This is a genomic window from Modicisalibacter coralii, assembly GCF_004117855.1.
Classification (GTDB): domain Bacteria; phylum Pseudomonadota; class Gammaproteobacteria; order Pseudomonadales; family Halomonadaceae; genus Modicisalibacter; species Modicisalibacter coralii.
On sequence record NZ_QWBW01000006.1, the window covers coordinates 167054 to 191805 of the forward strand.

Below are 24752 nucleotides of genomic sequence, written 5' to 3' on the forward strand. Positions count from 1 at the left end.
ACGACGACCCGGCGTTTTCACGACGGCAAAACCATGAGATGACCCGGTATGGGCAGCCTTTTCCTCCCATCCCCGGAGCGGAGCCGGCCTCATACTTCTCCCACTCAAACGCGAGAAAGACACAAGCGATGGCCAAGACGCAGACTGACGGCAAGAGACGCAAGCCCTGGTGGCTGCTGGGTCTTCTGATTATCCTGATATCGGTAGCCTGTTCGGCGGGCGTGTATTTCCTGCTCGAGTCACGCGGCTCCGAGGCCGGTGCCGAGTCCGCCCAGGCCGCGGAACCGGTCGAACCCGAGATTCCGATCTTCGTGACCGTCAAGCCGTTCACGGTCAACATTCAGAGCGATGACTACTCGCAGCGGTTGCTGTACATCGGCCTGTCGATCAAGGTGGCCGACGAAGCCTCCAAGGATCTGCTGGAGTCGCACATGCCCCAGGTGCGCAGCCGCCTGCTCATGCTGCTGTCCAGCCAGAACGCCGACGACCTGGTCACGCCGGAAGGCAAGCAGCAGCTGACCGGCGAGATCCTGGCCCTGTTCGACAAGCCGTTCTCGGACCCGCAGCCGCCGCTGAACGTGGACGACGTGCTCTACACCGACTTCATCGTGCAATAGGACACCATGGCTCAAGACGATCTGCTTTCGCAGGATGAGATCGATGCCCTGCTCAAGGGCGTCAGTGGCGAGGACGAAGGCAACGCCGGCGATGCCCCCAAGGGGGGGGATTCCCGGGTGCGCCCCTACGACCCGGCCACACAGCACCGGATCATCCGCGAGCGCCTGCATGCGCTGGACATCATCAACGAGCGCTTCGCCCGCCAGTTCCGGATGAGCCTGTTCAACCTGCTGCGGCGCAGTGCCGACATTACCGTCGACAGCGTCCGCTACCAGAGCTACAGCGATTTCTCGCGGCACATACCGGTGCCGACCAATATCAACCTGATCTCCATGAAACCGCTGCGCGGCACCGCGCTGGTGGTGTTTCCACCCAACCTGGTGTTCATGGTGGTCGACAACCTCTTCGGTGGCGACGGGCGCTTTCTGACCAAGTCGGAAGGTCGTGAATTCACTCACACCGAGCAGCGGATCATCCAGCGCCTGCTGAACCTGGCCATCGATGCCTACCAGGATGCCTGGCAGTCGGTCTATCCATTGGAGATCGACTACACCCGTTCCGAGATGCAGGTGCGCTTCGCCAACATCACCAGTTCGCCCAACGAGATCGTGGTCAACAGCACCTTCCATCTGGAGGTGGGCAATCTGGCGAGCAACTTCCAGATCTGCATGCCCTACTCGATGATCGAACCGATCCGCGACCTGCTCTCCGGTCCGCTGACCGACAGCAACGCCGAGGAAGATCGCGTCTGGGGCCAGCGCATGGCCGGCGAGATCAAGGAGTCGCAGGTCGAACTGATCGCCGACTTCGTCGACGTGGCCACCACCGTGGGCCGGGTCATGTCGCTCAAGAAGGGCGACGTGCTGCCCATCGAACTGCCGGACATCGTCACCACCAGCGTCGACGGCGTCCCGGTGATGCGCTGCGAATACGGGAGCCAGCACGGTCAGCGGGCGCTGCGCGTTCGCCACCTGATCGACCATATCCAGTCCAACGCCAAGTTTGCCCCCGGCCTTACCGGAGTCAAGGAATCCGACAATGACTGATCCCAACAAACCCGATCACTCCAGCACCGACGACGATTGGGCGAAAGCGATGGCCGAACAGGCCAGCGAGGAGTCGGCGGCCGACGACGATCCGTGGGCGGCGGCCTTCGCCGAGCAGGAAGAGGCCGAGCACCAGGCCGACGAGAGCGCGCAGGAACCGGAAGAGAGCCCGCATGCACAGGCCGCGGGCGAATCGGTGTTCAAGCCGCTCGACGCGCCGACCGTGGCGCGCAATGCCGGCATGCGCGATCTCGAGATGATCATGGACATCCCGGTCAAGCTGACCGTGGAGCTCGGCCGCACCCGAATCACCATCAAGCAACTCCTCGAGCTGGCCCAGGGCTCGGTGATCGAGCTCGATGGCCTGGCCGGCGAGCCCATGGACATCCTGATCAACGGTTATCTGATCGCCCAGGGCGAGGTCGTGGTGGTCGACGACAAGTACGGCATCCGTATCACCGAAATCATCACCCCGTCCGAGCGGGTCCAGAAACTCAACCGATGAGCGAGACGGCAGCGACGCAAGGCGCCGCCGAGACCCTCGGCGGCTCCCCGAGCGACCTGATGGGCCTGGCGATGCTCGGCAAGACCGTGCTGGCGCTGCTGGTGGTGATCGGCGTGATCCTGCTGTGCAGCTATCTGCTGCGCCGGCTCAATGCCGGGCGCGGCCAGGCAGGCCAGCATCTCAAGGTGGTGGGCAGCGCCGCGGTGGGCCAGAAGGAACGTGTGGTGATCGTCGAGGTACAGGACACCTGGCTGGTACTCGGCGTGGGCGGCGGCCAGGTCAACGCCCTGCACCGCATGGAAGCGCCCGACGAACCGCCCCGACCGACGTCCGCGAACACCGACCCACAGGGCTTCGCATCGCGCTTCGCCGCGGCCCTGCGTCAGAACACGCGGGATACCCTGAGTCGTCGATCGTCTGACGATTCCCCGGATCGCAAGGGGGAGTCGTGATCGCTCGCTCTGCCTGCGGCCCGCTTCGCCCGTGGCTACGTCGCCTCCTGCCGATCGCTCTGCTGCTGCTCTCGCAGTCGGCAGCGGCCCAGTCGATTCCCGGCCTCACCAGTCAGCCGCTGGAGGATGGCGGCCAGCAGTGGTCACTGAGCCTGCAGACGCTGTTGCTGCTCAGCGCAATGGCCTTCCTGCCGGCGATCCTGCTGATGATGACCAGCTTCACGCGGATCATCATCGTGCTGGGCCTGCTGCGCACCGCCATGGGGACCCAGTCCGCTCCGCCCAACCAGGTGCTGCTGGGACTGGCGCTGTTCCTGACCTTCTTCATCATGTCGCCGACCTTGCACGAGGCCTACGAGCAGGCCTGGCAGCCCTTCTCCGACCAGCAGATCGGCATGGAGACCTTCGTCGAGCGTGCCAGCCAGCCGTTTCGCGAATTCATGCTCGCCCAGACCCGCGAGCCTGACATCGCGCTGTTCGCGCGCCTGGCCAACGTCGGCGAGATGCAGGGACCCGAGGACGTGCCGATGCGCGTGCTGCTGCCGTCGTTCGTCACCAGCGAGCTCAAGACCGCCTTTCAGATCGGTTTCACCATCTTCATCCCTTTTTTGATCATCGATCTGGTGGTGGCCAGCGTGTTGATGTCGCTGGGGATGATGATGGTGCCGCCGGCGACCATCTCGCTACCCTTCAAGCTGATGCTGTTCGTGCTGGTCGACGGCTGGCAGTTGCTGATCGGCTCGCTGGCACAGAGCTTCCACCTTTGATCGCGAATACCGGGACAGGCACCCGGTGCCGACCTCGCCTGGAGGGACTGCAATGACCCCGGAAATGGTAATGAGCCTTGCCTATCAAGGCATGAAGGTGACGCTGTTCCTGGCCGCCCCGCTGATCCTCACCGCGCTGGCGATCGGCCTGCTGGTCAGCCTGTTCCAGGCCGCCACCCAGATCAACGAAATGACCCTGACCTTCATTCCCAAGATCCTCGGCGTGTTCGCCGCCATGGTGCTGGCCGGCCCGTGGCTGTTGCAGACGATCGTCCAGTTCACCACGGAACTGTTCCAGAACATCCCGCTGATGCTCGGCTAGGCGACCGGCCCGATGATCGACGTCACCTTCGATCAACTGCAGGCCTGGATCGCCGCTTTCCTGTGGCCGTTCGTACGGCTCGCCGCCTTCATCATGGCCGCTCCGCTCTGGGGGCACGACAGCATCCCCCGCCAGAGCAAGATCGCCCTGGCCGCCCTGCTGGCTTACGTCATCGCCCCCTCGCTGCCACCGCTGCCCGAAGTGCCGCTGGTCTCCTGGGCGAGCCTCGGCATCATCGTCGAACAGATGCTGATCGGGATCGCCATCGGCATGGTGATGCGCGTGACGCTGGCCGTGGTGATGGCCGCCGGCGAGTACATCGGTCTGCAGATGGGCCTGGCCTTCGCGACCTTCTTCTCGTCGGACATCGGCGCCAACACCATGGTGCTCTCGCGCTTTCTGTACATGATCACTCTGCTGATGCTGCTCGCCTTCAACGCGCACCTGGTGGTCATCGAGATCCTGGCCGACTCCTTCACGACCCTGCCGATCGGCCCGCGACCGCTCAATCCCGAAGCCTTCGAGATGATCGTCCGCTACGGCGGTACCGTCTTCGAGGCCGGCATGCTGCTGGCCCTGCCGGTCGTCGCCGCGCTGCTGATCATCAACCTGTCGCTGGGCATTCTCAACCGCGCCTCGCCACAGTTGACGATCTTCTCGATCGGCTTCCCCATGACCCTGACCACCGGGCTGATACTGCTGGCCGTGTTGATGACCGACCTGGGGCGCTTCCTGGAGACGCTGCTCCAGAACGGCTTCGTCTTCATGCGCCAGATGCTCTCGGTTCTGGCCGGCTGAGCGTACGCGCCTCACTCGTCTGAATCGCAACCCCGAATGCAAAACGCCCCGGTGCGGGACCGGGGCGTTGCATCGCACTATCGCCATTTCGTCGACGGCTCGCGAACTCACAGCATCTCGAACAGCGACATGCCGCGCATATCGACGAAGGCGCGCTGCGAAGCCTGCAGCCCGACCTGGCGCAAGGTGTAGTCGGAGACGGCCTTGGAATAATCCAGATCGACGAGATCCGACAATGTCGCCTCGTAATTGACGGCACGATTGCCCCCGACCTGATCCAGCACGTCGAGCTCATTGAGCCGTGCCCCGGCCGACGCCCGCACGGTGAGAACGTTATCCAGACTGTTGTCGAGCTGGCGGCTCACCGACGCCAGGGTGTTGGCCAGATGCGCCTTGTCGGCGGGCGAATCGGTGGAGCTGTCGAGCGCCTTCAGGGCATTCTCGAGACTCGTGAAGACGTTCTGTTCGCGGCCCTTGGTCATCTCGACCTGATCACCGGCCCGAGGATCGCCCTGAAGGCTCAGGGAAATGCCACCCACTTCGACGAAACCGCCGGTGGCGCTGTCGTAATCGAAGCTGGTCTGGCCGTTGATGGTCATCGCATTGCCCTGCTCGTCTAGCACGCGATAGGCCATGGTGCCCGCGTTGTCGTAGAAGTCGACGGTGAAGCTCTTGCCGTAATCGGGATCGGAGACGTCCTCCACGGCGGGCCCGGAGAAGGTCAGGGTACTGCCGCCGGCCGTGTCGGTATCCGCCTGGGCGACGTACTTGGCGCCATGATGCACCCCGAAGAACACCTCCCGACCGCTGTCGCCGACCGGCATCTGACGCGAGGAATCGACCTGCTGGCGTCGGACGGTATCGGCACCCTTGTAGTCGATGGCACCGTTCTGCTTGACGAAGGGCGGCGCGCTGTCCTTGACCCCCCCGAACAGATAGCTGCCATTGCCATCGGTGGTGTTGGCCTGGCCGATCAGTGTCTCGTAGACGCCTTGCAACTGGCTGGCCAGCGACGTGCGATCCGCGTCGCTCAAGGTTCCGTTGCCGGCCTGCACCATCAGCGTCTTGGCGCTTGTCAGGGCATTGCTGACGCTCCCCAGGACGCTCTCCTCCTGGGACAGGGCGTTACGCGCGGAAATCCGCGAATCGTTGTACTGGGCGGTGACGGCGATCGACTGAGAGACGCCCACCGCCTGCGAGGCGGCCTGGGGGTCGTCGGACGGGTTGACCACACGCCGGCCGCTGGCCATCTGCTGGCCGACTTCCATGAAGGCGCTCTGCTGCCGGTTCATCGCCGACAGACTGGATTCGAACATGGTCAGGGTGCTGATACGCATGACGCTGCCTCGATGAACGGATTAACGAATGCCCAGGATGGTATCCATCAGGGTGCTGCCGGTCTGGATGACCTTGGCGTTGGCCTGATAGAACTGCTGGAAGCGAATCAGGTTGGCGGCCTCTTCGTCGAGGTTGACGCCGGATTCGGACTGCTGGACCTGCGTCAACTGCTCGGTGAGCACGTCCTGGGCACTCAGGTTGGCCTTGACGATATTGGTGCGGTTGCCCACATCGCCCACCAGGCCGGCATAGGCATCGTTGAGCGTCGCCCTGGCGCCCACCAGGCTGGCATCCTGTAGGTTCTGCATGGCCAGGGCGTTGGTGTTGTCCCCGGCCGCCGGATCCTGGGCGATGGTGAGTTCGTCGTTGGCGGCGGGAACGCCGTCGAAGGTCATGCTGATACCGTCGATGGTCAGCGTGTCCCCGGCGCTCAGTTGCACGCTGGCGGCATCGGCCGCCGGTTCGCCGTTGACCAGGACCTGGCCGCCCAGGTCGTCGGTGCCGGGGTTGCTGGCGTTCTGCAGGACGAAGCTGCCATCGGGGTTGACGCTCTGCACGCTGAGCGACAACGGCGAACCCTGCGCGGGCAGGCTGAACCCCTCCCCGACACTGACATCGTCGACCGACAGGTTGCCGGCGTTACCACTCGCGGGGGTCACGGCAACGTGCGCGCCCGCGGCGATCTTGGCGGTGTCGTGGATCACGTTCTCCAGCTCCCCGGCCAGATGGCGGGTCGGCTGCAGGGCGAAGGAGTCGCCCTGGTTGGCGGTCCCGTCGAGCGTCAAGGTGATGCCGTCGAAGCTCAGTGTCGCGTTGCCGCTACCGTCCGTGCCCGTGGTCACGCCGACCGTTTCACCGCTGTCGCTGCGCACGACCTCGAAATTGCCGGCGTTATCGGTGGCCGTGATGCGGTAATCGCTGCTCGTCACCTGGCTGTAATCGCTGAACGCCGCCGAGAAGGAGGCGTTGCCGCCATTGGCGTCATTGCTGTACACCGTCGGCGAACCGATGGCGAAGAAATCGCCACCCATGTCACCGTTGAGATCCTGCCCGGCCCGATGCTGGGCATTGAAGCCCTCGGCCAGTGACAGCGCCACCTGACCGATCTGGTTCTGAGTCGTGTCCAGCGTCTCGCGGCGGAAGGTCATCAGTCCGCCGAGGGTACCGCCCTGGAAGGTCGACTCGTCGAGTTCGATCTTGCTGCCGCCCGGGTCGTTGTAGGCGACCACGGTACGCGACGGATCGGCCGAGGACGGCACGGCCTCCAGCGAATAGCTGCGATTGCCGGCGACCAGCGGCTGACCGTTGCCGATGGTCAGGTTGTAGGTACCGCCGTCCTGAATGCTCAATTTGACATCGACCCGCTGGCTGATCTCGTTGATCAGGTGGTCACGCTGGTTGAGCAGGTTGTTGGGGGCCTCGCCGAGCTTGGCCTTGGACAGGGCGATCTGACGATTGAGCTTGGCGAGTTGGTCGGTGGCATTGTTGATCTGCGTGACCTCGTCGCGAACCTGGCCATTGATGCCCGATTGCATGTCGTCGAGATAATTGTCGAAGGCCCGGAACTGTGCCGTCAGCGTATCGGCGCTGCCGAGCACGCCCTGGCGGGCCGCCGGATCGGACGGCGCGCTGGCCAGATCCTCCATCGAGGAGAAGAACCCCTGCATCAGCGGCGCCAGACCGGAGTCGGTATCCGCCAGCAGGTTGTCGATCTGGCTGACCTGGGTATTGTAGGTATCCAGGGCGCTGGAACGGCTGGTCGAGGCATTGAGCTGCGAGGCGATGTACTGATTGAACTGACGCTCGATGTCGTTGACCTGAACGCCGCCACCGGCCGGTGACGTCTCGCCGAGCTGGGTCACCTGACGGTTGTAGCCCGGCGTATAGACGTTGCTGATGTTGGTGCTGCTGGTCTGCAGCGCGGCCTGGGCCGCATTCAGGCCACTCAGGCCAGTGGAAAAGAGGCTCATGTGATCAAATCCCGATCTCGCTGTTATCTGGGTTTATCGGCCTTCGCATCAGCAACTTGAGCCCATCGACCGTTTTATCCCGCGTTCATTGCTCTCAGAAGATGCGGGTCGGCACCTTGTCGAGGGCGTAGGCATCGAGAGCGGCGCGCGCGCTCGGGTCGCGTCCGGCACCTTGCGCCGACTCACCCGGCTCGAGACGCGCCGTGCGTTGCGTCGCATCGAACCCCATGGTGTGCATCACGGCGATCAGCTTGTCGGCGTAGGCGGGGTCGGTGGCATAGCCACCCGCCTGGAGCGACCGAGCGGCCCCTTCGGCATTGCCTGCCGCGACGACCCCGGCATAGCGCGGGTTGTCACCGATCAGGCGGGCATAGTCGGTGAACGCTTGCTCGAAATCGTCATAGACCCGGAAGGTATCCACCATCTTGACCGGACGGCCGTCCACGTATTCGGTGGTGGTGATGTCGGTGGTCCTGCCCTGCCACTGGCTGCCGGCCTTGATACCGAACAGGTTGTGACTGTTGCCGCCCTCGGCGGTGGGAATCTCGTGACGCCCCCAACCGGTTTCCAGGGCCGCCTGGGCGAGAATCAATTCCGCCGGCACCCCGGTGGTGCGGCTGGCCGCCCGGGCCGGTTCCGAGAGCTGCTCAAGGAATTCGGCGACGTGGGCCGGGTGGCGGTCGGCATTCCGCTCGGCAGCAGCATCCGTCTCGTAGGCGCCGGCATCGGGCTCGAACGCCAGGTCGTCGATGAATCGCCGCGGCGTCTCGCTACGGGTGTCGCTGGACACCGTTTCCGCCGTCTCGCCGGCGATCAGACCACCGGTCAGGACCCGTGGCGTGCCGCGTGGGATGCCGGCGATGAGTGAATCACCGCGGTCGGCATCGCCGGGCACCAGGCCGCGATGCTGCAACTGCTGGACGAGCATGTCGGCGAACCCCAGCCCCCGGCCGGAGAGGGTCTGCGCCAGCTGCTGGTCGTACATCGAGGTATAGAGCTCGGTCTGCTGGTTATCCAGCAGGCCCTCCTTGGGCGTCGCTTCACGCATGCTCTTGAGCATCATCTGGATGAAGATCGCCTCGAACTGCTTGGCGGCCGCCCGGGCGCCCTCCTGGGGCTTCACGCTGGCGGTGTGCTTGAGCCGCTGCAGCCCCTGCATGTCGAGGGCGAACTGACTCCCCATGTCCTGCATCGCCATCAGATGATCTCCAGTTCGGCGCGCAGCGAGCCCGACGCCTTGAGCGCCTGCAGGATCGACATCAGATCCTGGGGCGTCGCGCCCAGCGCATTGAGTGCCTTGACCACCTGGGCGAGGTCGGCACTGGTCTCGAGCATCTGCAACGAACCGCCCTCCTGGGTGACCGACACGTCGGCATTGGGAACCACGGCCGTCTGGCCCTGCGAAAAGGCGTTGGGCTGGCTGACCTGCGGGTTGGAATCGATGGTCACCGACAGGTTGCCGTGCGCGACCGCCGCCTGATGCAGCGTCACGCTGCTGGTCAGCACCACCGAGCCGGTACGGGAATTGATCACCACCCTGGCAGGCTCCTGACCGAGTGCCAGATCGATGTTCTCGACACGCGCCATGAAGCGCACGCGATCGTTGCTGTTCATCGGCGCCCGCAGGCGAATCACGCGGCCGTCGACCGCCGCGGCGACCGGCTCGCCGAACTCGCGATTGATGGCGTCGACGGCCCGCTGGGCGGTGTCGAAACTGTATTCATCGAGTTGCAGGTCGAGCGTGCCGTCACGGCCCAGTGCCAACGGCACCTCGCGCTCGACGGTGGCGCCGCCGTTGATGCTGCCCCCGGCCTGCTGGTTGATCGACACGCTGCTGCCGGCCGCCTCGGCCCCGGCGCCGCCCACGAAGACGTTGCCCTGCGCCATCGCATAGACATTGCCGTCGGCGCCCTTGAGCGGGGTCATCAACAGGGTGCCGCCACGCAGGCTACGCGCATTGCCCACCGAGGAAACCACGACATCGATGTCCTGCCCCCGCCGGGCGAAGGGCGGCAGATCGGCGGTCACCATGACGGCGGCGACGTTCTTGAGCTGCATGTTGGTCCCGGCCGGCACGCTGATGCCCAGCTGCGAGAGCATGTTGGTCAGGCTCTGGGTGGTGAACGGCGCCTGGGTGGTCTGGTCGCCGGACCCGTCGAGCCCCACGACCAGGCCGTAGCCCACCAGGGCGTTGTCGCGCACTCCGGCGAACGAGGCCAGGTCCTGCAGGCGCTCGGCCCGGGCCGGCATCGTCAGCAGCAACAACAGCAGCATTCCGAGCCACCAGCGTCCGGCAACCCAGTCACGAGAATGAATGCGCATGATCATCGAGATGAACTACCTTCCGCTGCTCAGAACGGGGACACGTTGAGGAAGAAGCGCTGCAGCCAACCCATGGTCTGCGCCTCGTTGATGTAACCGTCGCCGACGTATTCGATACGCGCATCGGCCACCTGTGTCGACTGCACGGTGTTGGCACCGCTGACCGTGCGCGGATTGACCACGCCGGAGAAGCGGATGAACTCGGTGCCCTGATTGATCAGGATCTGCTTCTCGCCCTGCACCTTGAGGTTGCCGTTGTAGAGCACATCGACCACAGTCACGGTGAGCGTGCCGGTAAAGCTGTTATTGGCGTTGGCACCCCCACTGCCATCGAAATCGTTCGCCCCTTCGAGGTCGAAGCCGTAATCGCCCAGCTTGGTCAGCCCCTTGGGCAACGTGGTGGGCGTCAGACTCGCGCTGCCTTGGCGACCGGCGTTGGCCGACGAACTCTTGCTGGCGCTGACCTGCTCATCGAGTTCGATGGTCAGGATGTCACCGACCATCCGCGGCCGGCGATCCTCGAACAACGGCTGATAGCCCGTGGTGGGCTGATAGATGGACCCATTGGGTTCCGGCGGCGGCGGCGGCTGGAGCGCGACCTTCTCCTGCTCGCCGGTGATCGACGGGCGCGGCAACTGCGCGCAGCCGCTCAGCAGCAGAGTCGCCACGACCAGCAACAGCCCGATATACCGAGAGCCTTTCTTCGACACCTTGATCACCGCTCGCCTCGCTTCATTGGTCCACTCCCGTCAAAGCTGCGAGAGCCTTGCCAGCATCTCATCGGAGGACTTCACGGCCTTGCTGTTGATCTCGTAGGCACGCTGGGTCTGGATCATGCTGACCATTTCCTCGACGACGTTGACGTTGGACGTCTCGACATAGTTCTGCATCAGGGTGCCGGCCCCGTTGAGCCCCGGCGTGTTCTGGTTGGCCGGGCCGGAAGCGTCGGTCTCGAGATATTGATTCTCGCCGATGCTCTGCAGCCCCGCCGGGTTGGTGAACGATGCCAGCGTCAACTGGCCGACCTGGTTGGACTGGGTCGTTCCCGGCTGGGTGACCGAAACGATACCGTCCGGACTCACCGTCACGGTGAGGGCATCGGCAGGGACGAACACCGCCGGCTCGATGGGGTAGCCGCTGGCGGTGACCAGTTGACCGTTCTGGTTGACCTGGAAACTGCCATCGCGGGTGTAGGCGGTGGTGCCATCGGGGCGCAGTACCTGGAAGAACCCCTTCCCCTGGATCGCCAGATCGTGGGAGTTGCCGGTATTCTCGAGGTTGCCCTGGGTGTGCAGGCGTTCGGTCGCCACGGGACGCACACCGCTACCGATCTGCATGCCGGACGGCAGGTTGTCCTGGACGTTCGCCTGGGCACCCGGCTGGCGCAGGTTCTGATAGAGCAGATCCTCGAATACCGCCCGGGAACGCTTGAAGCCATTGGTGCTGACGTTCGACAGGTTGTTGGCGATGACGTCCATCTGCGTCTGCTGGGCTTCCAGACCGGTCTTGGCGGTCCACAGCGATCGAATCATGGTTGGTTACCTCGGGAAGATATCTAGCTGACGGACAACAACTTGTTGGCGCGCTCGGCGTTCTGATCGGCGCTCTCGATCACTTTCATCTGCATGTCGTAACGCCGAGAGGTGTCGATCATCGCCACCATCGCTTCGGTGGCACTGACGTTGCTGCCCTCCAGCGCGCCGCTGACCACGCGAACGCCGTCATCGGCCTGCAGGGCCTGGCCATTCGGGGTGCGGAAGAGACCGTCGTCGCCGCGCACCAAGGCGCCGTCACCCGGATCGACGAGCTTGAGCTGACCGACCGGCCCGCGCGTGGTCAGGTCCGCCCCCGGGGTCAACGCGCTCAGGGTCCCGTCGACGCCCACGCTGACATCGGCACCCAGCGGCACGATGATCGGTCCGCCGTCGCCGACGACCGGGTTGCCCTGGATGTTGACCACCCCGTTGGCATCGACCTGCAGATCGCCGCGGCGGGTGTAGGCCTCGCCGTTGTCGGTCTGTACCGCCAGCCAGCCATCGCCGTCGACCGCCACGTCGAGTTCGCGCCCCGTCGTGGAGAGCGCGCCCGGCGAGAAGTCGCTACCCGGCGTCGTGGCCATGGTCACGGTGCGCGTCGGCAGACCTTCGCCCTGCACCGGTACCGCGCGCATGGCGCTGAGCTGTTCGCGGAACCCCGGCGTGGCGACGTTCGCCAGGTTGTTGTTGACCACCGCCTGCTGGTCCATGCTCTGTCGGGCCCCGCTCATGGCGGTATAGAGAATGCGATCCATGGTGTTTCACTCTCGACGAGTATCAGGGAGCCGACCGCCGGGCAAAGCCCGGAAGTCGGCCCGAATCCGGCGGGTTATCAGCGCAACTGGGCGATCTGATCCATGACCTCGGACTGGGTCCGGATCGAGTTGGTGTTGGCCTGATAGTTGCGTTGGGCGATGATCAGGTTGACCAACTCGGAGGTCAGGTCGACGTTGGACGACTCCAGGGTTTCGGCCTCGACGGAGCCGAACTGACCGACACCCGCCGTCCCGACGACTTCCGCACCGGAACCGGACGTTGCCGCCCACATATTGTCGCCCGAGGCTTTCAGTCCTTCCGGGTTGCGGAAGTTGGCAAGAACGATTTGCCCGGCAGCGGCCGATTTCTCGTTGGTATAATTGCGCATCACGGTGCCATCGTCAGCAATGCTGATACCGATCAGTGACCCCGACGTGTAACCATCCTGGACCAGGGTCTTTTGTGAGGAGTCATCGGCAAACTGCGTGGTGCCCTTGAGATCGAAATCATAGTTCAGGGTCGTGGTAGCCCCACCATCCACGGGCAACTGAAGCGCCTTAGTGGTATTGTTTGCCGTTCCGTCCACAGACTCCAACTGGCCGCTGGAATTGAAAACCAGCTGAAACGCGTTCTGGTCAACCGTCGGGGCAGCAGCATTATCGACATTCATCTTGCCATCGATGGCAACACGTGCCGTCCAATTATTATCCCCTGTCTTCTCGAAATACGTAGTCACGTTTCGAGCATTGCCCAGAGAATCGTAGGCCGTATAACTGTTCGAATAGTTATAGTCGAAATCGAATGTCACTCGTTCATTTGCCGCCGTAGCCGGGTCGTCTTCCTGCGTCACGATAGACGCCGACTGTTTGTCAGCAGCGTCCGCGGAGGCGCTTGCATCCAAATTGAAAGTCGCCTTCACTTCACTGGTCGCGTTAGCGGGCATGTCATCCGCGGGAATGTTCAGCGCTACCGGCTGCCCGCCAGCGACGACCGAGGAAAAGCTGTCATTGGGATCGCTCAGACCATAACCCATGATCTTGGCGCCCTGGGCATTGACCAGATCGCCATCGGCGGTCATGGTCAACTGGCCGTTACGCGAGTAGCCCACCTGACCATCCTGCTCGAAGCGGAAGAAACCGGTACCGCTGATCGCCAGGTCCAGGTTGCGCCCGGTGGTTTCCAGGTTGCCGTTACTGAAGTCCTGGAGCACACCGGACACCCGGGTACCCAGGCCGATCTGGCTGTTGGCGAAGACGTCGGCGAACTGCACCGACGAACTCTTGAAGCCCGAGGTCTGCGAGTTGGCGATGTTGTTGCCGACGACGTCGAGCTGCTGGGAAGCCGCGTTGACGCCGCTCAATGCCTGTGAAAAACCCATTTCTAGTCTCCCTGCGAGCCAAGGCGCCCGCTACGTAATTGATTCTTGGTCAATGCTTGGCTGCAACAGGCAGCCATTAGAGAATCTGGCGGACGGCGTCGAGGCCGACCTGCCCCATGATCGCGCCCAGGTCGAGCCGCGGCCCTTCATCGCCGGTCAAGACACCCTGCACCGGGGCATAGTTGAGGGCCGTCGCGGGCACGGACTCACCGCCCTGAGCGGTCTCGAAACGGACATGGTAGACGCCGTTCTCGGCCGGCTGACCGTTCATGTCCCTGCCGTCCCAGGAGAAGGAGTGAACCCCCTTGTCCAGGGAGCCGACGTCATCGGCGCCATACTGGCGCACGACCTCACCGGAAGCACTGACGATGGAGATCGTCACGTCGTCGGCGGGGGCATCCAGCTCGATGCCGAACGGCGTGGTGGCGTCGTCGCCCTTGCGAACCTCGTTACCGGGGACCAGCACGCCCTTGCCGATCAACGCCGAGGCCTGCAGCGACTGGCCGGCATCGATCTGGCGGGTGATGCCCTGCAGCGTTTCGTTGAGGTCGTTGATGCCGTTGACCGTGTTGATCTGCGCCAGCTGCGAGGTCATCTCGGCGTTTTCCATCGGCTTGGTCGGATCCTGGTTCTTGAGCTGCGTCACCAGCAGCGTCATGAAGCTGTCGCCGAGATCGTCGGTGGAAGTCGCCGCGTTGCCGCGCTTCGCCGTGGTCTGATTCAGGCTGTTGAGCAGGCTGGTATCGATGCTATTGGACATGGGCTCTCCTGAGGGCCAGCAAGCTGGACTTAGCCTTCACCCAACGTCAGGGTCTTGATCATCAGCTGCTTGCTGGTGTTCATGACCTCGACGTTGGCCTGGTAGGAACGGGATGCGGAAATCATGTTGACCATCTCGTCGACCGGCTCGACATTGGGCATGGTCACATACCCCTGGTCGTCGGCCGCCGGGCTGTCGGGACGATATTCGCGGCGCATCGGGCTGGGGTCTTCGACCACCCCGCTGACCTGCACGCCACCGACGCCGCTGGCCACCTGCGAGCGGGTCTGGAACATCACCTGCTTGGCCCGGTAGGGCTGGCCATCGGGCCCGGCGACGCTGTCGGCGTTGGCCAGGTTGCTGGCGGTGACGTTCATGCGCTTGGCCTGTGCGCTCATCGCCGAGCTGGAAATATCGAAGATGCTGAACATGGACATCGGATCACTCCGGTTGCATGGCCGTTTTCAGGCCCTGGATCTTGCGATTCATCACGGTCAGCCCGGCCTCGTAGCGGACCGCGTTGTCGGCGAAGTTCGAGCGCTCACGATCCATGTCGACGGTGTTACCATCCAGGCTCGGCTGGTCGGGAACGCGATATTGCAGATCGAGCGAACCGCGTGACGGCGCCTGGGCCGGAATATGACGGCTCGAGGTGGTCGCCAGCGCCAGCCCGCCCTGCGTGCTGCGCCCCTGCTCCATGACCCGCGAGAGCTCACCGGCAAAATCGAAGTCGCGCGCCTTGTAGTTGGGCGTGTCGGCATTGGCGATATTGCTGGCCAGGACCTTCTGGCGCTCCGCGCGAAGGTTGAGCGCCTCCTGGTGAAAGCGCAGTGCCCCATCAAGCTTGTCGATCATCATCGGCCCCTGAATCGGCTGGGGGAAAGTTCAGGGTGGAGAATAGACGCCAGCCTGTCATGGCAAACGACGAAACAGCCCTCGGTTTGCGCATCATTTCCACGCTTGCCCCGACCCGCCGATCTCTAGAATCGGCTCCATCAGCAATGGGGGTGATGGATGCGCGAAGCAGCCCGACACATGGATACCGTTTCCAGCACGACGTTCAGGCCCGGCCTGCGGCTACGCCGGCTCTGTCTGGGGCTGTTGGGGCTGGCGGTGGCGCTGCTGCTCGGGCAGCCGGTCTACGCCAGCACTGGCACGACACCCCCGAGCCTGCTCGACCAGCGCGTGGCGGACTTCCTGACGCAACAGGCGGGCGATCTCGGCGACGTCGTCAAGGTGAAGGTCTTCGCCCCCTCGGTCCAACTGCCGACGTGTCAGGATCCGCAACCCTTCCTTCCACGCGAGGGTCAGCGGGTGTATGGGCGTGTGGCGGTGGGTGTTCGCTGTGCCGGGCAGACTGCCCGGGTGCGCTATCTGCAGGCGCAAGTCGACGTCCAGGTTCGCTATCTGGTCACCGCGCGTGACGTGCGTCGCGGCGACCCGCTGTCGGCGGCGGATCTGCGCTGGCAGAGTGGCCTGCTCGACGAGCTGCCGCGTCATGCGCTGCGCGCCGAAGAGGCGGCCATTGGCCAGGTCGCCGTGCGCAACCTGCCCGCGGGTACGACACTGCAGGCTTACCAGTTGCATCGGCAGAACCTGGTCGAGCGTGGTCAGCGCGTCACGGTGGTGGCCCGGGGGGCGGGGTTTCAGGTCAGCCGCGAGGCCAAGGCGCTGGACAATGGCGCCCTGGGCGACGAAGTCCGCCTGCGGACGGGACAGGGCGAGCGACTCCAGGCGCGGGTCGTCGGATCACGGAGACTGGCCATCGACTTCTAGTATCCCGGGCCACTAGACTAGGCGCTGTACGAAAACTGTCTGCGCTCGGCAATACGGCGTTAAAAATCGGCTGGAGCGCCAGCCCGGTCAAAATGCGCATTTACACTCCGTAAACTCCGCTTTTTCGCCGATTTTTGCCTTGTCTTGCCTTAGCTCGTCGACTTTTCGTACAAACCATAGGCACAGAAACCCTCGATCGGCGCCTAAAGTTTTCGTGTCTCCCGCCGATCATCAGGGAAAGCCGACGTTTCAAGAGGACGCCCCCGTGAAGATCGATGGTAGCCAGCCCCTGCATCGCCCCACTCAGAGCGATGCCACCAAGCCCCAGCAGACAGTCACCGACACGGGCACCGAAGCGACATCGAGCCCCGCCTCGGTCGCTCACCTGAGCAGCAAGGCCCAGGATGCCACACGCGACATCGATACCGCGCGTGTCGCCGAGATCCGTCAGGCCATCAGCGACGGCACGCTGGAGATCCGTCCGGAACGGATCGCCGACGGCCTGCTGGAAAGCGTGCAAGAGCTGCTGGGTTAAGCGTCATTGACAGCCCGGGCGCGCGAATGCTCGCCGCCCACCCTTTCCATGGAGTCTCCGCATGAGCCTGGCCCAGCATCTGGAACGTGAACATCGCCATCTCGACGCCTTCATCGCCCTGCTCGACGCCGAGCATGACGCCCTGTCGCAGGTCGACGTCGATGGCGCACATCTCAGGCAGCAGGCGGCAGACAAACAGGCCCATATGGAACGTCTCGAGACCCTGGAGACACAACGGCGCAACGTCCTCGAGAAACTCGGCTACGGCCCGGGCCGCCAGGCCGCCGAGCAGGCCGCCATCGATGCCGGCTGCCACGAACAGTGGACGGCCTTTCTGGAGCGAGCCCTGCACGCCAAGCTGCTCAACCAGCGCAACGGGATCCTGATCGAATCGCGCATGGCCCAGAATCAACGCATCCTGTACTTCCTCAACGAAGCCGCCGGCAAGACCCTCTACGGCCCCAACGGACAATCCCGCCGACGCGGGTTTGGCGGCGTTGCCTCGCAGGCCTGACGACATTGCATTACGCCCCGACCGGATTGTAACCGACAGATAATATCGCGTTACAATCGGCGAACGTTCAATGCTCGGAGGTACTCGTGACAGCCGTCCCGCTCCGTGAAGCCCAGCGCCTCAGGCATGGCTTCGCCGATTTCATCGCTGGCGTGGAGTAAGCCCATGGTCAACATGGCGCTTCGCCAGGCACTGATCGACTGTCCGTCGTTGCCGTCCATCCCCGCCGTGGTACAGGAAGTCATCGCTCAGGCAGCCAATCCCGAGACCCCGCTGCCGGCGATCGTGGCAACACTGAATCAGGACCCCGCTCTCACGGCACGCCTGATCTCGCTGGCCAACGTGGTCTACTACAGTCACCTGCAACCCGCCGAGACGCTCAGTGAAGCGATCGAGCGACTGGGCATGGACATGACCGTCGCTCTCGCCATGGGCTTCAGCCTGTCAGTCGACAGCGCGAATGCCGAACCGCGGGGGTTCGATCTGCAGCATTTCTGGCAACGCGCCCTGACCAGCAGTATCGCCGCTCAGGAACTGGCATCCGCCCTGCAACTGTCGGACCATGGCACTCTCGGCACGGCCGCGCTCCTGCAGGACATCGGCATGCTCGCCCTGCATGCCATCGATGCACAGCGTTATGCCGAGGTCGTCTCGCGCGCCAAGAGTCATGACGACCTCGCTCTCGAGGAACGGCTCGCCTACGGCGCCGACCATGCCGAGATCGGTGCCTGGCTGACGCGCCGCTGGGGGCTGTCGCCGAGTTGCAGCGACTGGATTCGCTACAGCCACGACCGACCGGTCCACGAGGAAGGGCTCGAGATCAAGGAATGCCTCATGCTCTCGGGACGCCTGGCCGACATCTGGCTGGCGCCCAACGGCCACGAGACCGTCGCCGAACTGGAGCCCTGGCTGGGCGACGAGCGCTTCCGCAGCGAATTGATCGGCAGCATCCAGCGGCGCCTGCCGCAGATGGCCTCGCTCTTCGAGATTCGCACGCCTCACGAACTCGATCCCACACAGTTGCTGATGGAAGCCAAGCAGTTGCTGGTTCAACGCAACCTTCAGCTCCAGGCCCAGGTACGTCAACGCGACGAGGAGCTGGAAAGCGCGCGAGCCCGCAACAGCCAGCTCGATCGTGCCGTCCGCTACGACCCGCTGACCGGACTCTACAACCGACAACATCTCATCAACCTGCTCGACCGGCATTTCGCCGATGCCGAACAGGAGGATCTGGGCCTGGTATTTCTCGATCTGGATCATTTCAAGCAGATCAACGATCAGCACGGACATCCGCTGGGCGACGAGGTCCTCAAGGCGTTCGCCGGCCTGCTCAAGGGCATGAGTCGTCAGGACGCCCATGTCGGCCGGTTCGGTGGGGAAGAGTTCCTGATTCTGCTGCCGGGACGCAATCGCGACGATGCCGCGCACTTTGCCGAAGCGATCTGCCGCACCCTGCGCAACGGCCCACTGCTGGTCCACGAGGATACGCCGATCCATGTCACGGTCTCGGTGGGGGTGGCCAGCCGACTTGCGGACCAATGCGAATCACCCGACGAACTGGTGCACATCGCCGACCAGCGCATGTACTTCTCCAAGCGGTCCGGCCGCAACCGCGTCACCCTGGCGTGACGTCACCTCTCACAAGCGTTCCTCGACCCGTCCCAGGATCTGGCGGCTGACCTGATTGACCAGCGGCTTGGCCGCCTTGTCGACCGCCTTTGCCAGCAGGCGGTTGCGAATCTGATAGCTGACGCTGAGCTCGACGCGCGTCCCCTCGGGCACCTCGACGAGCGTGTAGCGCCCCTGATTGGCGACCCCCTGCAGCGACTCCCAGGCCAATGTATGCGGGGCATGTCGCTCGGTGACCTGGACATCGAACTGCCAGTCACGCCCGATGACATGCAGGTACCAGCGATAGCGGTCATCCCCCAGCGGCTCGATCGCCTCGATCATGTCGGAATAATCGACAAAGTTCTCGATACGCTCGAGTAGTGCATAGACCCGCGCCGGTGGTGCATGCAGGATGGCGCTGTGTTCGATGGTCGACATGAGCTTGCCTGTTCCCGTGATCCAAAGTCCCCGAGGGTAACCATAGCGTCCGTCCTCCGCCAGTCCGCACCCGCAGCGGTGTCGAACGCGCGCTGGAGCCTGAAAGGCTCGGGCGCTACAATGCGCGCCGCGACAGCGCCTCTCTGAGGCACCCGCTGTTGCCAATCCGGACGCCCGGACCCCGGACCCGTCACGACGGGCACAAATTCTCCGGCAGGAAAACCGCTCATGTCTGATTCAGCCAATCCGGCACCCAAGGCCGTCGTCATCTACTCCGGCGGCATGGACTCCTTCACCGTCCTCCACCGCGCCCTGCGTCAGGGCTACGAGGTCCACGCCCTGTCGTTTCACTACGGCCAGCGTCATGCCAGAGAGCTCGACATGGCCCGGCATGTCTGCCGACGCCTGGCCATCGCGCATCAGGTCGTCGACATCCAGTCGATTCATTCACTGATCGACGGCTCGGCACTGACGGATGCCCAGCGCCCCATGCCCGAGGGCGCGTACGCCGGCGACAACCTGGCCGCGACCGTCGTCCCCAACCGCAACATGATCCTGCTCTCGCTGGCCATCGCCCAGGCCGTCAACATCGGTGCCGGGATCTGTTTCTACGGCGCCCATGGCGGCGACCACGTCCTCTACCCGGACTGCCGCCCCGAATTCGTCGAACGGATGAACGCCGTGGCCGCCATCGCCAATTTCTCGCCGGTCACCATCGAGGCCCCCTATCTGCGCGCCGACAAGGCCGACATCCTCGCCGACGGCCTGGCCATGGGGCTCGACTACGCCGATACCTGGACGTGCTATCAGGGTGGCGAACACGCCTGCGGCCGCTGCGGCAGCTGCCATGAACGCCTGGCCGCCTTCGCCGCGCACGGCCTCGCCGACCCGCTCGCCTACGCCAGCACCGGGACGGCCTGATGTACAGTGTCAAGGAAGCCTTCTATTCGCTGCAGGGCGAAGGCGCCAGGGCGGGCCGCCCCAGCGTGTTCTGCCGTTTCAGTGGCTGCAACCTCTGGTCCGGCCGCGAACGGGATCGCGCCACCAGCGCGTGCCGCTTCTGCGATACCGACTTCGTCGGCACCGACGGGCAGAACGGCGGACGCTTCGCCGAGGCGAATCGACTGGCCGACCATCTGGCGGGATTGTGGCCCGAAGGGGACGGGCGCGCACGGCGCTACATCGTGTTCACCGGCGGCGAACCCTTGCTGCAGCTCGACGACGTGCTGATCGAGTCCCTGCACGCACGCGGCTTCGAGGTGGCGGTGGAGACCAATGGTACCGTCCCGCCACCCCCCGGGATCGACTGGCTTTGCGTCAGCCCCAAGGGCACGACGACACTGGTCGTGACACGCGGCAACGAGCTCAAGCTGGTCTACCCCCAGGCGGACGCCCCGCCCGAACGGTTCATCGATCTCGACTTCGCGCACTTCTATCTGCAGCCGATGGACACCGCCACCCTGGAACCGCGACAAACCCTCGGCGCGACGCTGGCCTATTGCCTGGCAAACCCGCAATGGTCGCTATCGCTGCAGACTCACAAGCTGTTGGAGATCGACTGATGCCTCTCTTCGTCAATGGACTGAGCCATCTCGACGCCTCGCTCTGGTGCCCGGACCAGGGCCTGGTCGGGGTCAGCTGGCACGTCGACATCGAGCTCGACGGCGAGCTCGGCGAGGACGGCATGCTCTTCGACTTCGGAGAGGTGAAACCCTGGATCAAGACGGCGATCGACGACGGCCCGGACCATACCCTGCTGGTCCCGAGCCAGGCACCGGGGATCACGGTCAGCGAATGCGCCGAAGGCCTTTCCGTGCGCGCCGCCCTGCCCTATCCCATGGAGATCCGTGCACCACGCCAGGCATTCACGCTGCTCCCCTGGCACCGGATCGACGCCGAGCGTCTCGCCGGCCATCTCGGCGCCAAACTCACGCGGCACGCCCCGGCTCGGGTCGAGGCCGTACGCCTGCGCTTTCGCGAAGAGGCCATCGACGGCGCCGCCTACCGATACAGTCACGGTCTCAAGCATCATCGCGGCAACTGTCAGCGCATCGCTCACGGCCATCGCTCCCGGCTCAGGGTGTGGTGCGACGGCCAGCGTCAGCCCCGTCTCGAGGCCCACTGGGCCGACTATCTCGATGGCCGCTATCTGGTGCATGACGAGGACGTGCTCGCTGGCGGGGAAGTCGCCCGTCAGGCGACGAGCAACATCCAGTACACGGCGCCCCAGGGCACCTTTCGTCTGAGCCTGCCCAGCGAACGTTGCGAGCGACTGCCCTGCCCGACCACCGTCGAGCACATCGCCGGCTGGCTGGCCGAGCAGATCGCCCGCCACCATGCCCCGGGGCAAAAGGTGCGCGTCCAGGCCTTCGAGGGTATCGACAAGGGCGCCATTGCCGAGGCGAGATCATGAGCCGGCTCATCGCCCGCCAAGCCGGGTCCGCGGAGCCCATTGCAATCAACGACGATGTCTCTGCGGGCGAATGCCGCCCCGGCTGTGGCGCCTGCTGCATTGCCCCGTCGATCAGCTCGGCGATCCCCGGCATGCCTGATGGCAAGCCCGCGGGTGTGCGCTGCATCCAGCTCGACGAGAACAACCTGTGCCGCTTGTTCGGCGACCCACGCCGTCCTGCGGCGTGTCACCGCTTCGTCTTCGACGCCGACTTGTGCGGCACGCATCGCGACGACGCACTGGCGCGCATTACGCGGCTGGAATCCCTGACCTGACACTGGGCTCCCAGGATTCGATGGAGAGACGAGGCAGGCAAAAGATGACGGGATAAGAAACGACGCCCACCTTGCTGGGCCGGCACCACCTCACCGAAACCGGTGCGGACCACGCCCCAACCGGGAACGAAAAAGGCGCGGCCTGAGCCGCGCCTTTTTGCGTTCCCGATGATCCGGCGCTAGCGCCGGTCGATCTCGGCATCGTTGCGCAGCGACTCCAGCAGCCCCTGAATGGCGGCCTGCGCCCTGAGCCGATCGGCCAACTGGACGACGAACTGCCCGTCGCCGGACGCGTCCCCCGAGGCGGCATCACTGGATTTGACCTTGTCCAGCGCGATCAGGGCCACCCCTGACTCGGTGTTCGCCCGCCCGAAGACCGGCTTGCCGCTGCTCGGCTGCGGCAGGCGGAAGGCCTGCTCGAGAACCGGCTTCGGCACCTGAGTCTCGCCCGACGCATGGCGCGTGACGGCGTTGACCGATTGCCAGTCGAGAGACGGCGCCTGCCCGGATTCGAAGGCCTTGGCCAGTTCGGCGGCCCGTGCCTGCAAGGCGTCGCGGGTCATGTCGGCCTCGACCGCGGCTCGTGCCTGATCGCGAACCTCGTCCAGCGGCAGGGTCGTCGCCTGACGATGATCGGCGACACGCAGCACCAGACGCCGTTGATCGTCGAGCTCGATCACGTCGCTGTTGTAGCCCTTGTCGAGCACGTCCGGCTGGAAGGCGGCCTCCATGACGCCTGGCTCGGCAAGCACCCCGGTGACGTCGTCGCGCGAGACCCAGCCACTGTGCTGGATCTCGAGCCCCAGGTCCTTGGCGACACCTTGCAGATCGTCGGCGGAAAAGCTCTGGTCGATCAGTTTCTGGGCCTGCTCGTTGAAGCGGTCCTTGGCCTTGTCCAGCGCGAGTTGCTGGCGCAGTTCGTCGCGCATCTCGTCGAACGACGGCGCGTCGATTGCCGTCGCCTTGAGCAGATGCAGGCCGTTGTCGGTGGCGACGATGCCTGAAACCTGCCCCTTGTCCAGTGAAAAGGCCGCATCCTCGAACGCCTTGCCGAAGAAGCCACGATTGATCACCCCCAGGTCACCGCCCTTGTCGGCGGAGGTGGCATCGTCGGAATACTCTGCCGCCAGGTCGCTGAAGCTTTGTCCCTGCTCCAACTTCTGCTGGACCTCCTGCAGGCGGGCCCTGGCCTCATCACGCGTGCGTTTGTCGCCAAAGCTGACCATGATGTGCGAGATCCGCCGAGGCGCCTCGACGAGACGCTTCTGATAGGCCTCTTGCAGGGCCTTGTCGGACACATCGACGTCCTTGGCCAGCGCTGCCTGATCGAGCACGACGTAATTGAGCTTGATCTGCTCCGGCCGCTTGAATTGCGCCTGATGCTGCTGATAGTAGCGTTCGACATCCTGGGGCGAGACGTTCACCGGCTGTTCCAGGTCGTCTTTGCTCAGGATATGGTAACGAAAGCTGCGGGTCTGGTTCTGCAAGGCCAGCAGTTCGTCGCGCTCGCTGGGGAGCATGAACTCACTGCTGATCAGGCCCTGCTGGACCTGCTGGCGTTGCAGATCCTGCTTGAGCTGACGGCGAAACGACAAGGGCGTGTAGCCGGCACCGGCCAGGCGGTTGCGAAACAGGTCCGCGGAAAAGTGGCCGTCCTGGTCCTGGAATTCCGCGCGGTTGACGATCACCTGATCGAGCTGGGCATCGGAGAGGTAGATGCCGCCCTTGTCGGCGTATTGGTCGAGCAAGGTCTGGGTGATCATCTGATCGATGACCTGGCTGCGCAGCTGGCGCTCCTGATCGGCCGGCACCTGGCCGGAACGGATCGCTCGCTGCACCGCCATCTCGACGGCCTGACGGCCGATGGGCTCGCCATTGACCTCGGCAACCTCATCGCTGCCCTGGGAAAACAGGCTGACTAGCGACTGGATCCCGAAAAACGCAAGGGTGACGATGACCGCACCGACGATGACCTTGGCGGCCATACTCTGGGAGCGATCCCGAATTTGTTGCAGCATGCTGGCCTCGGATGCTGGTGGTCCTGAACGAAAAAGGCGCACCGCTTTCGCGATGCGCCTGGCAACAGGGACGTGGGGGCAGCTACCGGCAAGGTGGGGATGCTCAACGTCATGAGTCGGTCATCAGCGCCCTGAAAATCGCTGCCAGGCCCCGCGATAATCCTGTAGCTACGAGACTCAGTTGACCGAGTCTTTGAGAGCCTTGCCGGCCTTGAAGCTGGGAACCTTGGCCGCACTGATCTCGATCGGCTGGCCGGTCTGGGGGTTACGACCGGTACGCGCCGCGCGCTCCTTGACGGTGAAGGTACCGAAGCCCACCAGCGCAACGGAATCGCCTTTCTTCAGTGAATCGGTCACAGTATCGATCATCGCATCCAGCGCTCGGCTGGCAGCCGCCTTGGGAATATCGGCGGACGCGGCGATGGCTTCGATCAGCTCGGATTTATTCACACTTCACCCCTTGACTGTTTCGGAAATGACTGGAAATCGGCGCGATTTCGCGGGTGGCTTTGCACGATCACAGCAAAACGCAATTTATAGCAACGTGCAGGAACGACTGTCAACCA

At 64.2% G+C, this 24752-nt stretch carries 29 protein-coding genes; 15 read left to right on the top strand and 14 right to left on the bottom strand.

Features of this window, described 5'->3' with window-relative positions; all coding sequences use genetic code 11:
• Nucleotides 1-128: 128 nt before the first annotated feature.
• Genes fliL through fliR form a run of 7 tightly spaced genes read left to right on the top strand, consistent with a single transcriptional unit; the run spans nt 129 to nt 4508 of the window.
• Nucleotides 129-617: a flagellar basal body-associated protein FliL gene (fliL, locus tag D0901_RS01270; RefSeq protein WP_129138475.1), complete on the top strand. Its 489-nt coding sequence runs from the start codon at nt 129-131 to the stop codon at nt 615-617.
• Nucleotides 618-623: 6 nt separating this feature from the next.
• On the top strand, nt 624-1664 hold the full coding sequence (gene fliM, locus D0901_RS01275) for a flagellar motor switch protein FliM (RefSeq protein WP_129138476.1): 1041 nt from the start codon (nt 624-626) through the stop codon (nt 1662-1664).
• Nucleotides 1657-2169, top strand: coding sequence for a flagellar motor switch protein FliN (fliN, locus tag D0901_RS01280; protein ID WP_129138477.1), 513 nt, complete (start codon nt 1657-1659; stop codon nt 2167-2169). The genes fliM and fliN overlap by 8 nt, the downstream gene beginning before the upstream one ends.
• Nucleotides 2166-2621: a flagellar biosynthetic protein FliO gene (fliO, locus tag D0901_RS01285; protein WP_129138478.1), complete on the top strand. Its 456-nt coding sequence runs from the start codon at nt 2166-2168 to the stop codon at nt 2619-2621. Before fliN ends, fliO begins: the two co-directional genes overlap by 4 nt.
• Nucleotides 2621-3388 carry a flagellar type III secretion system pore protein FliP gene (fliP, locus tag D0901_RS01290; protein WP_203234774.1) on the top strand — a complete coding sequence of 256 codons (768 nt, stop codon included), beginning with the start codon at nt 2621-2623 and terminating at the stop codon, nt 3386-3388. Before fliO ends, fliP begins: the two co-directional genes overlap by 1 nt.
• Before the next feature lie 52 nt (nt 3389-3440).
• Nucleotides 3441-3710 (top strand): flagellar biosynthesis protein FliQ, encoded by a 270-nt coding sequence (gene fliQ / locus D0901_RS01295; protein WP_129138479.1) that lies wholly within the window; start codon nt 3441-3443, stop codon nt 3708-3710.
• A gap of 12 nt (nt 3711-3722) precedes the next feature.
• Nucleotides 3723-4508: a flagellar biosynthetic protein FliR gene (gene fliR, locus D0901_RS01300; protein WP_129138480.1), complete on the top strand. Its 786-nt coding sequence runs from the start codon at nt 3723-3725 to the stop codon at nt 4506-4508.
• Between the two features lie 107 nt (nt 4509-4615).
• Here the strand turns inward: fliR and flgL are convergent, their stop codons facing one another.
• From flgL to flgB, 11 genes are all read right to left on the bottom strand, one after another.
• On the bottom strand, nt 4616-5845 hold the full coding sequence (flgL, locus tag D0901_RS01305) for a flagellar hook-associated protein FlgL (protein ID WP_129138481.1): 1230 nt from the start codon (nt 5843-5845) through the stop codon (nt 4616-4618).
• Nucleotides 5846-5866: 21 nt separating this feature from the next.
• Nucleotides 5867-7816 (bottom strand): flagellar hook-associated protein FlgK, encoded by a 1950-nt coding sequence (gene flgK, locus D0901_RS01310; protein ID WP_129138482.1) that lies wholly within the window; start codon nt 7814-7816, stop codon nt 5867-5869.
• A gap of 94 nt (nt 7817-7910) precedes the next feature.
• Nucleotides 7911-9014, bottom strand: coding sequence for a flagellar assembly peptidoglycan hydrolase FlgJ (gene flgJ, locus D0901_RS01315; protein WP_129138483.1), 1104 nt, complete (start codon nt 9012-9014; stop codon nt 7911-7913).
• Complete coding sequence (locus D0901_RS01320) at nt 9014-10138, bottom strand: flagellar basal body P-ring protein FlgI (RefSeq protein ID WP_129138484.1); 1125 nt, start codon at nt 10136-10138, stop codon at nt 9014-9016. Before D0901_RS01320 ends, flgJ begins: the two co-directional genes overlap by 1 nt.
• A gap of 29 nt (nt 10139-10167) precedes the next feature.
• Nucleotides 10168-10854, bottom strand: a complete 687-nt coding sequence (locus D0901_RS01325; RefSeq protein WP_425256162.1) for a flagellar basal body L-ring protein FlgH — start codon at nt 10852-10854, stop codon at nt 10168-10170.
• A 33-nt stretch (nt 10855-10887) separates the two neighbouring features.
• A complete protein-coding gene (gene flgG / locus D0901_RS01330; protein WP_129138485.1) occupies nt 10888-11670 on the bottom strand; it encodes a flagellar basal-body rod protein FlgG in 783 nt (260 codons plus the stop codon).
• A gap of 23 nt (nt 11671-11693) precedes the next feature.
• Complete coding sequence (gene flgF / locus D0901_RS01335; RefSeq protein WP_129138486.1) at nt 11694-12428, bottom strand: flagellar basal-body rod protein FlgF; 735 nt, start codon at nt 12426-12428, stop codon at nt 11694-11696.
• Nucleotides 12429-12505: 77 nt separating this feature from the next.
• Nucleotides 12506-13807 carry a flagellar hook protein FlgE gene (gene flgE, locus D0901_RS01340; protein ID WP_129138487.1) on the bottom strand — a complete coding sequence of 434 codons (1302 nt, stop codon included), beginning with the start codon at nt 13805-13807 and terminating at the stop codon, nt 12506-12508.
• Nucleotides 13808-13883: 76 nt separating this feature from the next.
• Nucleotides 13884-14567, bottom strand: coding sequence for a flagellar hook assembly protein FlgD (locus tag D0901_RS01345; protein WP_129138488.1), 684 nt, complete (start codon nt 14565-14567; stop codon nt 13884-13886).
• A 29-nt stretch (nt 14568-14596) separates the two neighbouring features.
• Nucleotides 14597-15004: a flagellar basal body rod protein FlgC gene (flgC, locus tag D0901_RS01350; RefSeq protein WP_129138489.1), complete on the bottom strand. Its 408-nt coding sequence runs from the start codon at nt 15002-15004 to the stop codon at nt 14597-14599.
• A 4-nt stretch (nt 15005-15008) separates the two neighbouring features.
• Entirely contained in the window at nt 15009-15422 is a 414-nt protein-coding gene (gene flgB / locus D0901_RS01355; RefSeq protein ID WP_129138490.1) for a flagellar basal body rod protein FlgB, read from the bottom strand.
• A gap of 180 nt (nt 15423-15602) precedes the next feature.
• On the opposite strand from flgB, the gene flgA reads away from it, so the two are divergent.
• The 4 genes from flgA (at nt 15603) to D0901_RS01375 (ending at nt 19021) form a co-directional block, all read left to right on the top strand.
• Entirely contained in the window at nt 15603-16343 is a 741-nt protein-coding gene (gene flgA / locus D0901_RS01360; RefSeq protein WP_162500796.1) for a flagellar basal body P-ring formation chaperone FlgA, read from the top strand.
• A gap of 265 nt (nt 16344-16608) precedes the next feature.
• Nucleotides 16609-16878 carry a flagellar biosynthesis anti-sigma factor FlgM gene (gene flgM, locus D0901_RS01365; protein WP_129138492.1) on the top strand — a complete coding sequence of 90 codons (270 nt, stop codon included), beginning with the start codon at nt 16609-16611 and terminating at the stop codon, nt 16876-16878.
• Between the two features lie 61 nt (nt 16879-16939).
• Nucleotides 16940-17392 (top strand): flagella synthesis protein FlgN, encoded by a 453-nt coding sequence (locus D0901_RS01370; RefSeq protein ID WP_129138493.1) that lies wholly within the window; start codon nt 16940-16942, stop codon nt 17390-17392.
• A gap of 165 nt (nt 17393-17557) precedes the next feature.
• Nucleotides 17558-19021 (top strand): sensor domain-containing diguanylate cyclase, encoded by a 1464-nt coding sequence (locus D0901_RS01375; RefSeq protein WP_162500797.1) that lies wholly within the window; start codon nt 17558-17560, stop codon nt 19019-19021.
• Nucleotides 19022-19030: 9 nt separating this feature from the next.
• On the opposite strand, the gene D0901_RS01380 is transcribed toward D0901_RS01375, so the two are convergent.
• Nucleotides 19031-19441 carry an SRPBCC family protein gene (locus D0901_RS01380; RefSeq protein WP_129138495.1) on the bottom strand — a complete coding sequence of 137 codons (411 nt, stop codon included), beginning with the start codon at nt 19439-19441 and terminating at the stop codon, nt 19031-19033.
• A 228-nt stretch (nt 19442-19669) separates the two neighbouring features.
• Between D0901_RS01380 and queC the strand changes: the two genes are divergently transcribed.
• The 4 genes from queC to D0901_RS01400 are packed head-to-tail and all read left to right on the top strand — an operon-like array spanning nt 19670 to nt 22168.
• The gene (queC, locus tag D0901_RS01385; protein ID WP_129138496.1) at nt 19670-20362 is read left to right on the top strand and encodes a 7-cyano-7-deazaguanine synthase QueC; all 693 of its coding nucleotides are present in this window, start codon (nt 19670-19672) and stop codon (nt 20360-20362) included.
• Complete coding sequence (gene queE, locus D0901_RS01390) at nt 20362-21003, top strand: 7-carboxy-7-deazaguanine synthase (protein WP_129138497.1); 642 nt, start codon at nt 20362-20364, stop codon at nt 21001-21003. Before queC ends, queE begins: the two co-directional genes overlap by 1 nt.
• Complete coding sequence (locus D0901_RS01395; RefSeq protein WP_129138498.1) at nt 21003-21854, top strand: 6-carboxytetrahydropterin synthase; 852 nt, start codon at nt 21003-21005, stop codon at nt 21852-21854. Before queE ends, D0901_RS01395 begins: the two co-directional genes overlap by 1 nt.
• Nucleotides 21851-22168 (top strand): YkgJ family cysteine cluster protein, encoded by a 318-nt coding sequence (locus D0901_RS01400; protein ID WP_129138499.1) that lies wholly within the window; start codon nt 21851-21853, stop codon nt 22166-22168. The genes D0901_RS01395 and D0901_RS01400 overlap by 4 nt, the downstream gene beginning before the upstream one ends.
• 179 nt (nt 22169-22347) lie before the next feature.
• Here the strand turns inward: D0901_RS01400 and D0901_RS01405 are convergent, their stop codons facing one another.
• Together D0901_RS01405 and hupB are read right to left on the bottom strand one after the other, a co-directional pair.
• Nucleotides 22348-24186: a SurA N-terminal domain-containing protein gene (locus tag D0901_RS01405; protein ID WP_129138500.1), complete on the bottom strand. Its 1839-nt coding sequence runs from the start codon at nt 24184-24186 to the stop codon at nt 22348-22350.
• Between the two features lie 177 nt (nt 24187-24363).
• Nucleotides 24364-24636: a nucleoid-associated protein HU-beta gene (gene hupB / locus D0901_RS01410; RefSeq protein WP_129138501.1), complete on the bottom strand. Its 273-nt coding sequence runs from the start codon at nt 24634-24636 to the stop codon at nt 24364-24366.
• Nucleotides 24637-24752 lie beyond the last annotated feature (116 nt).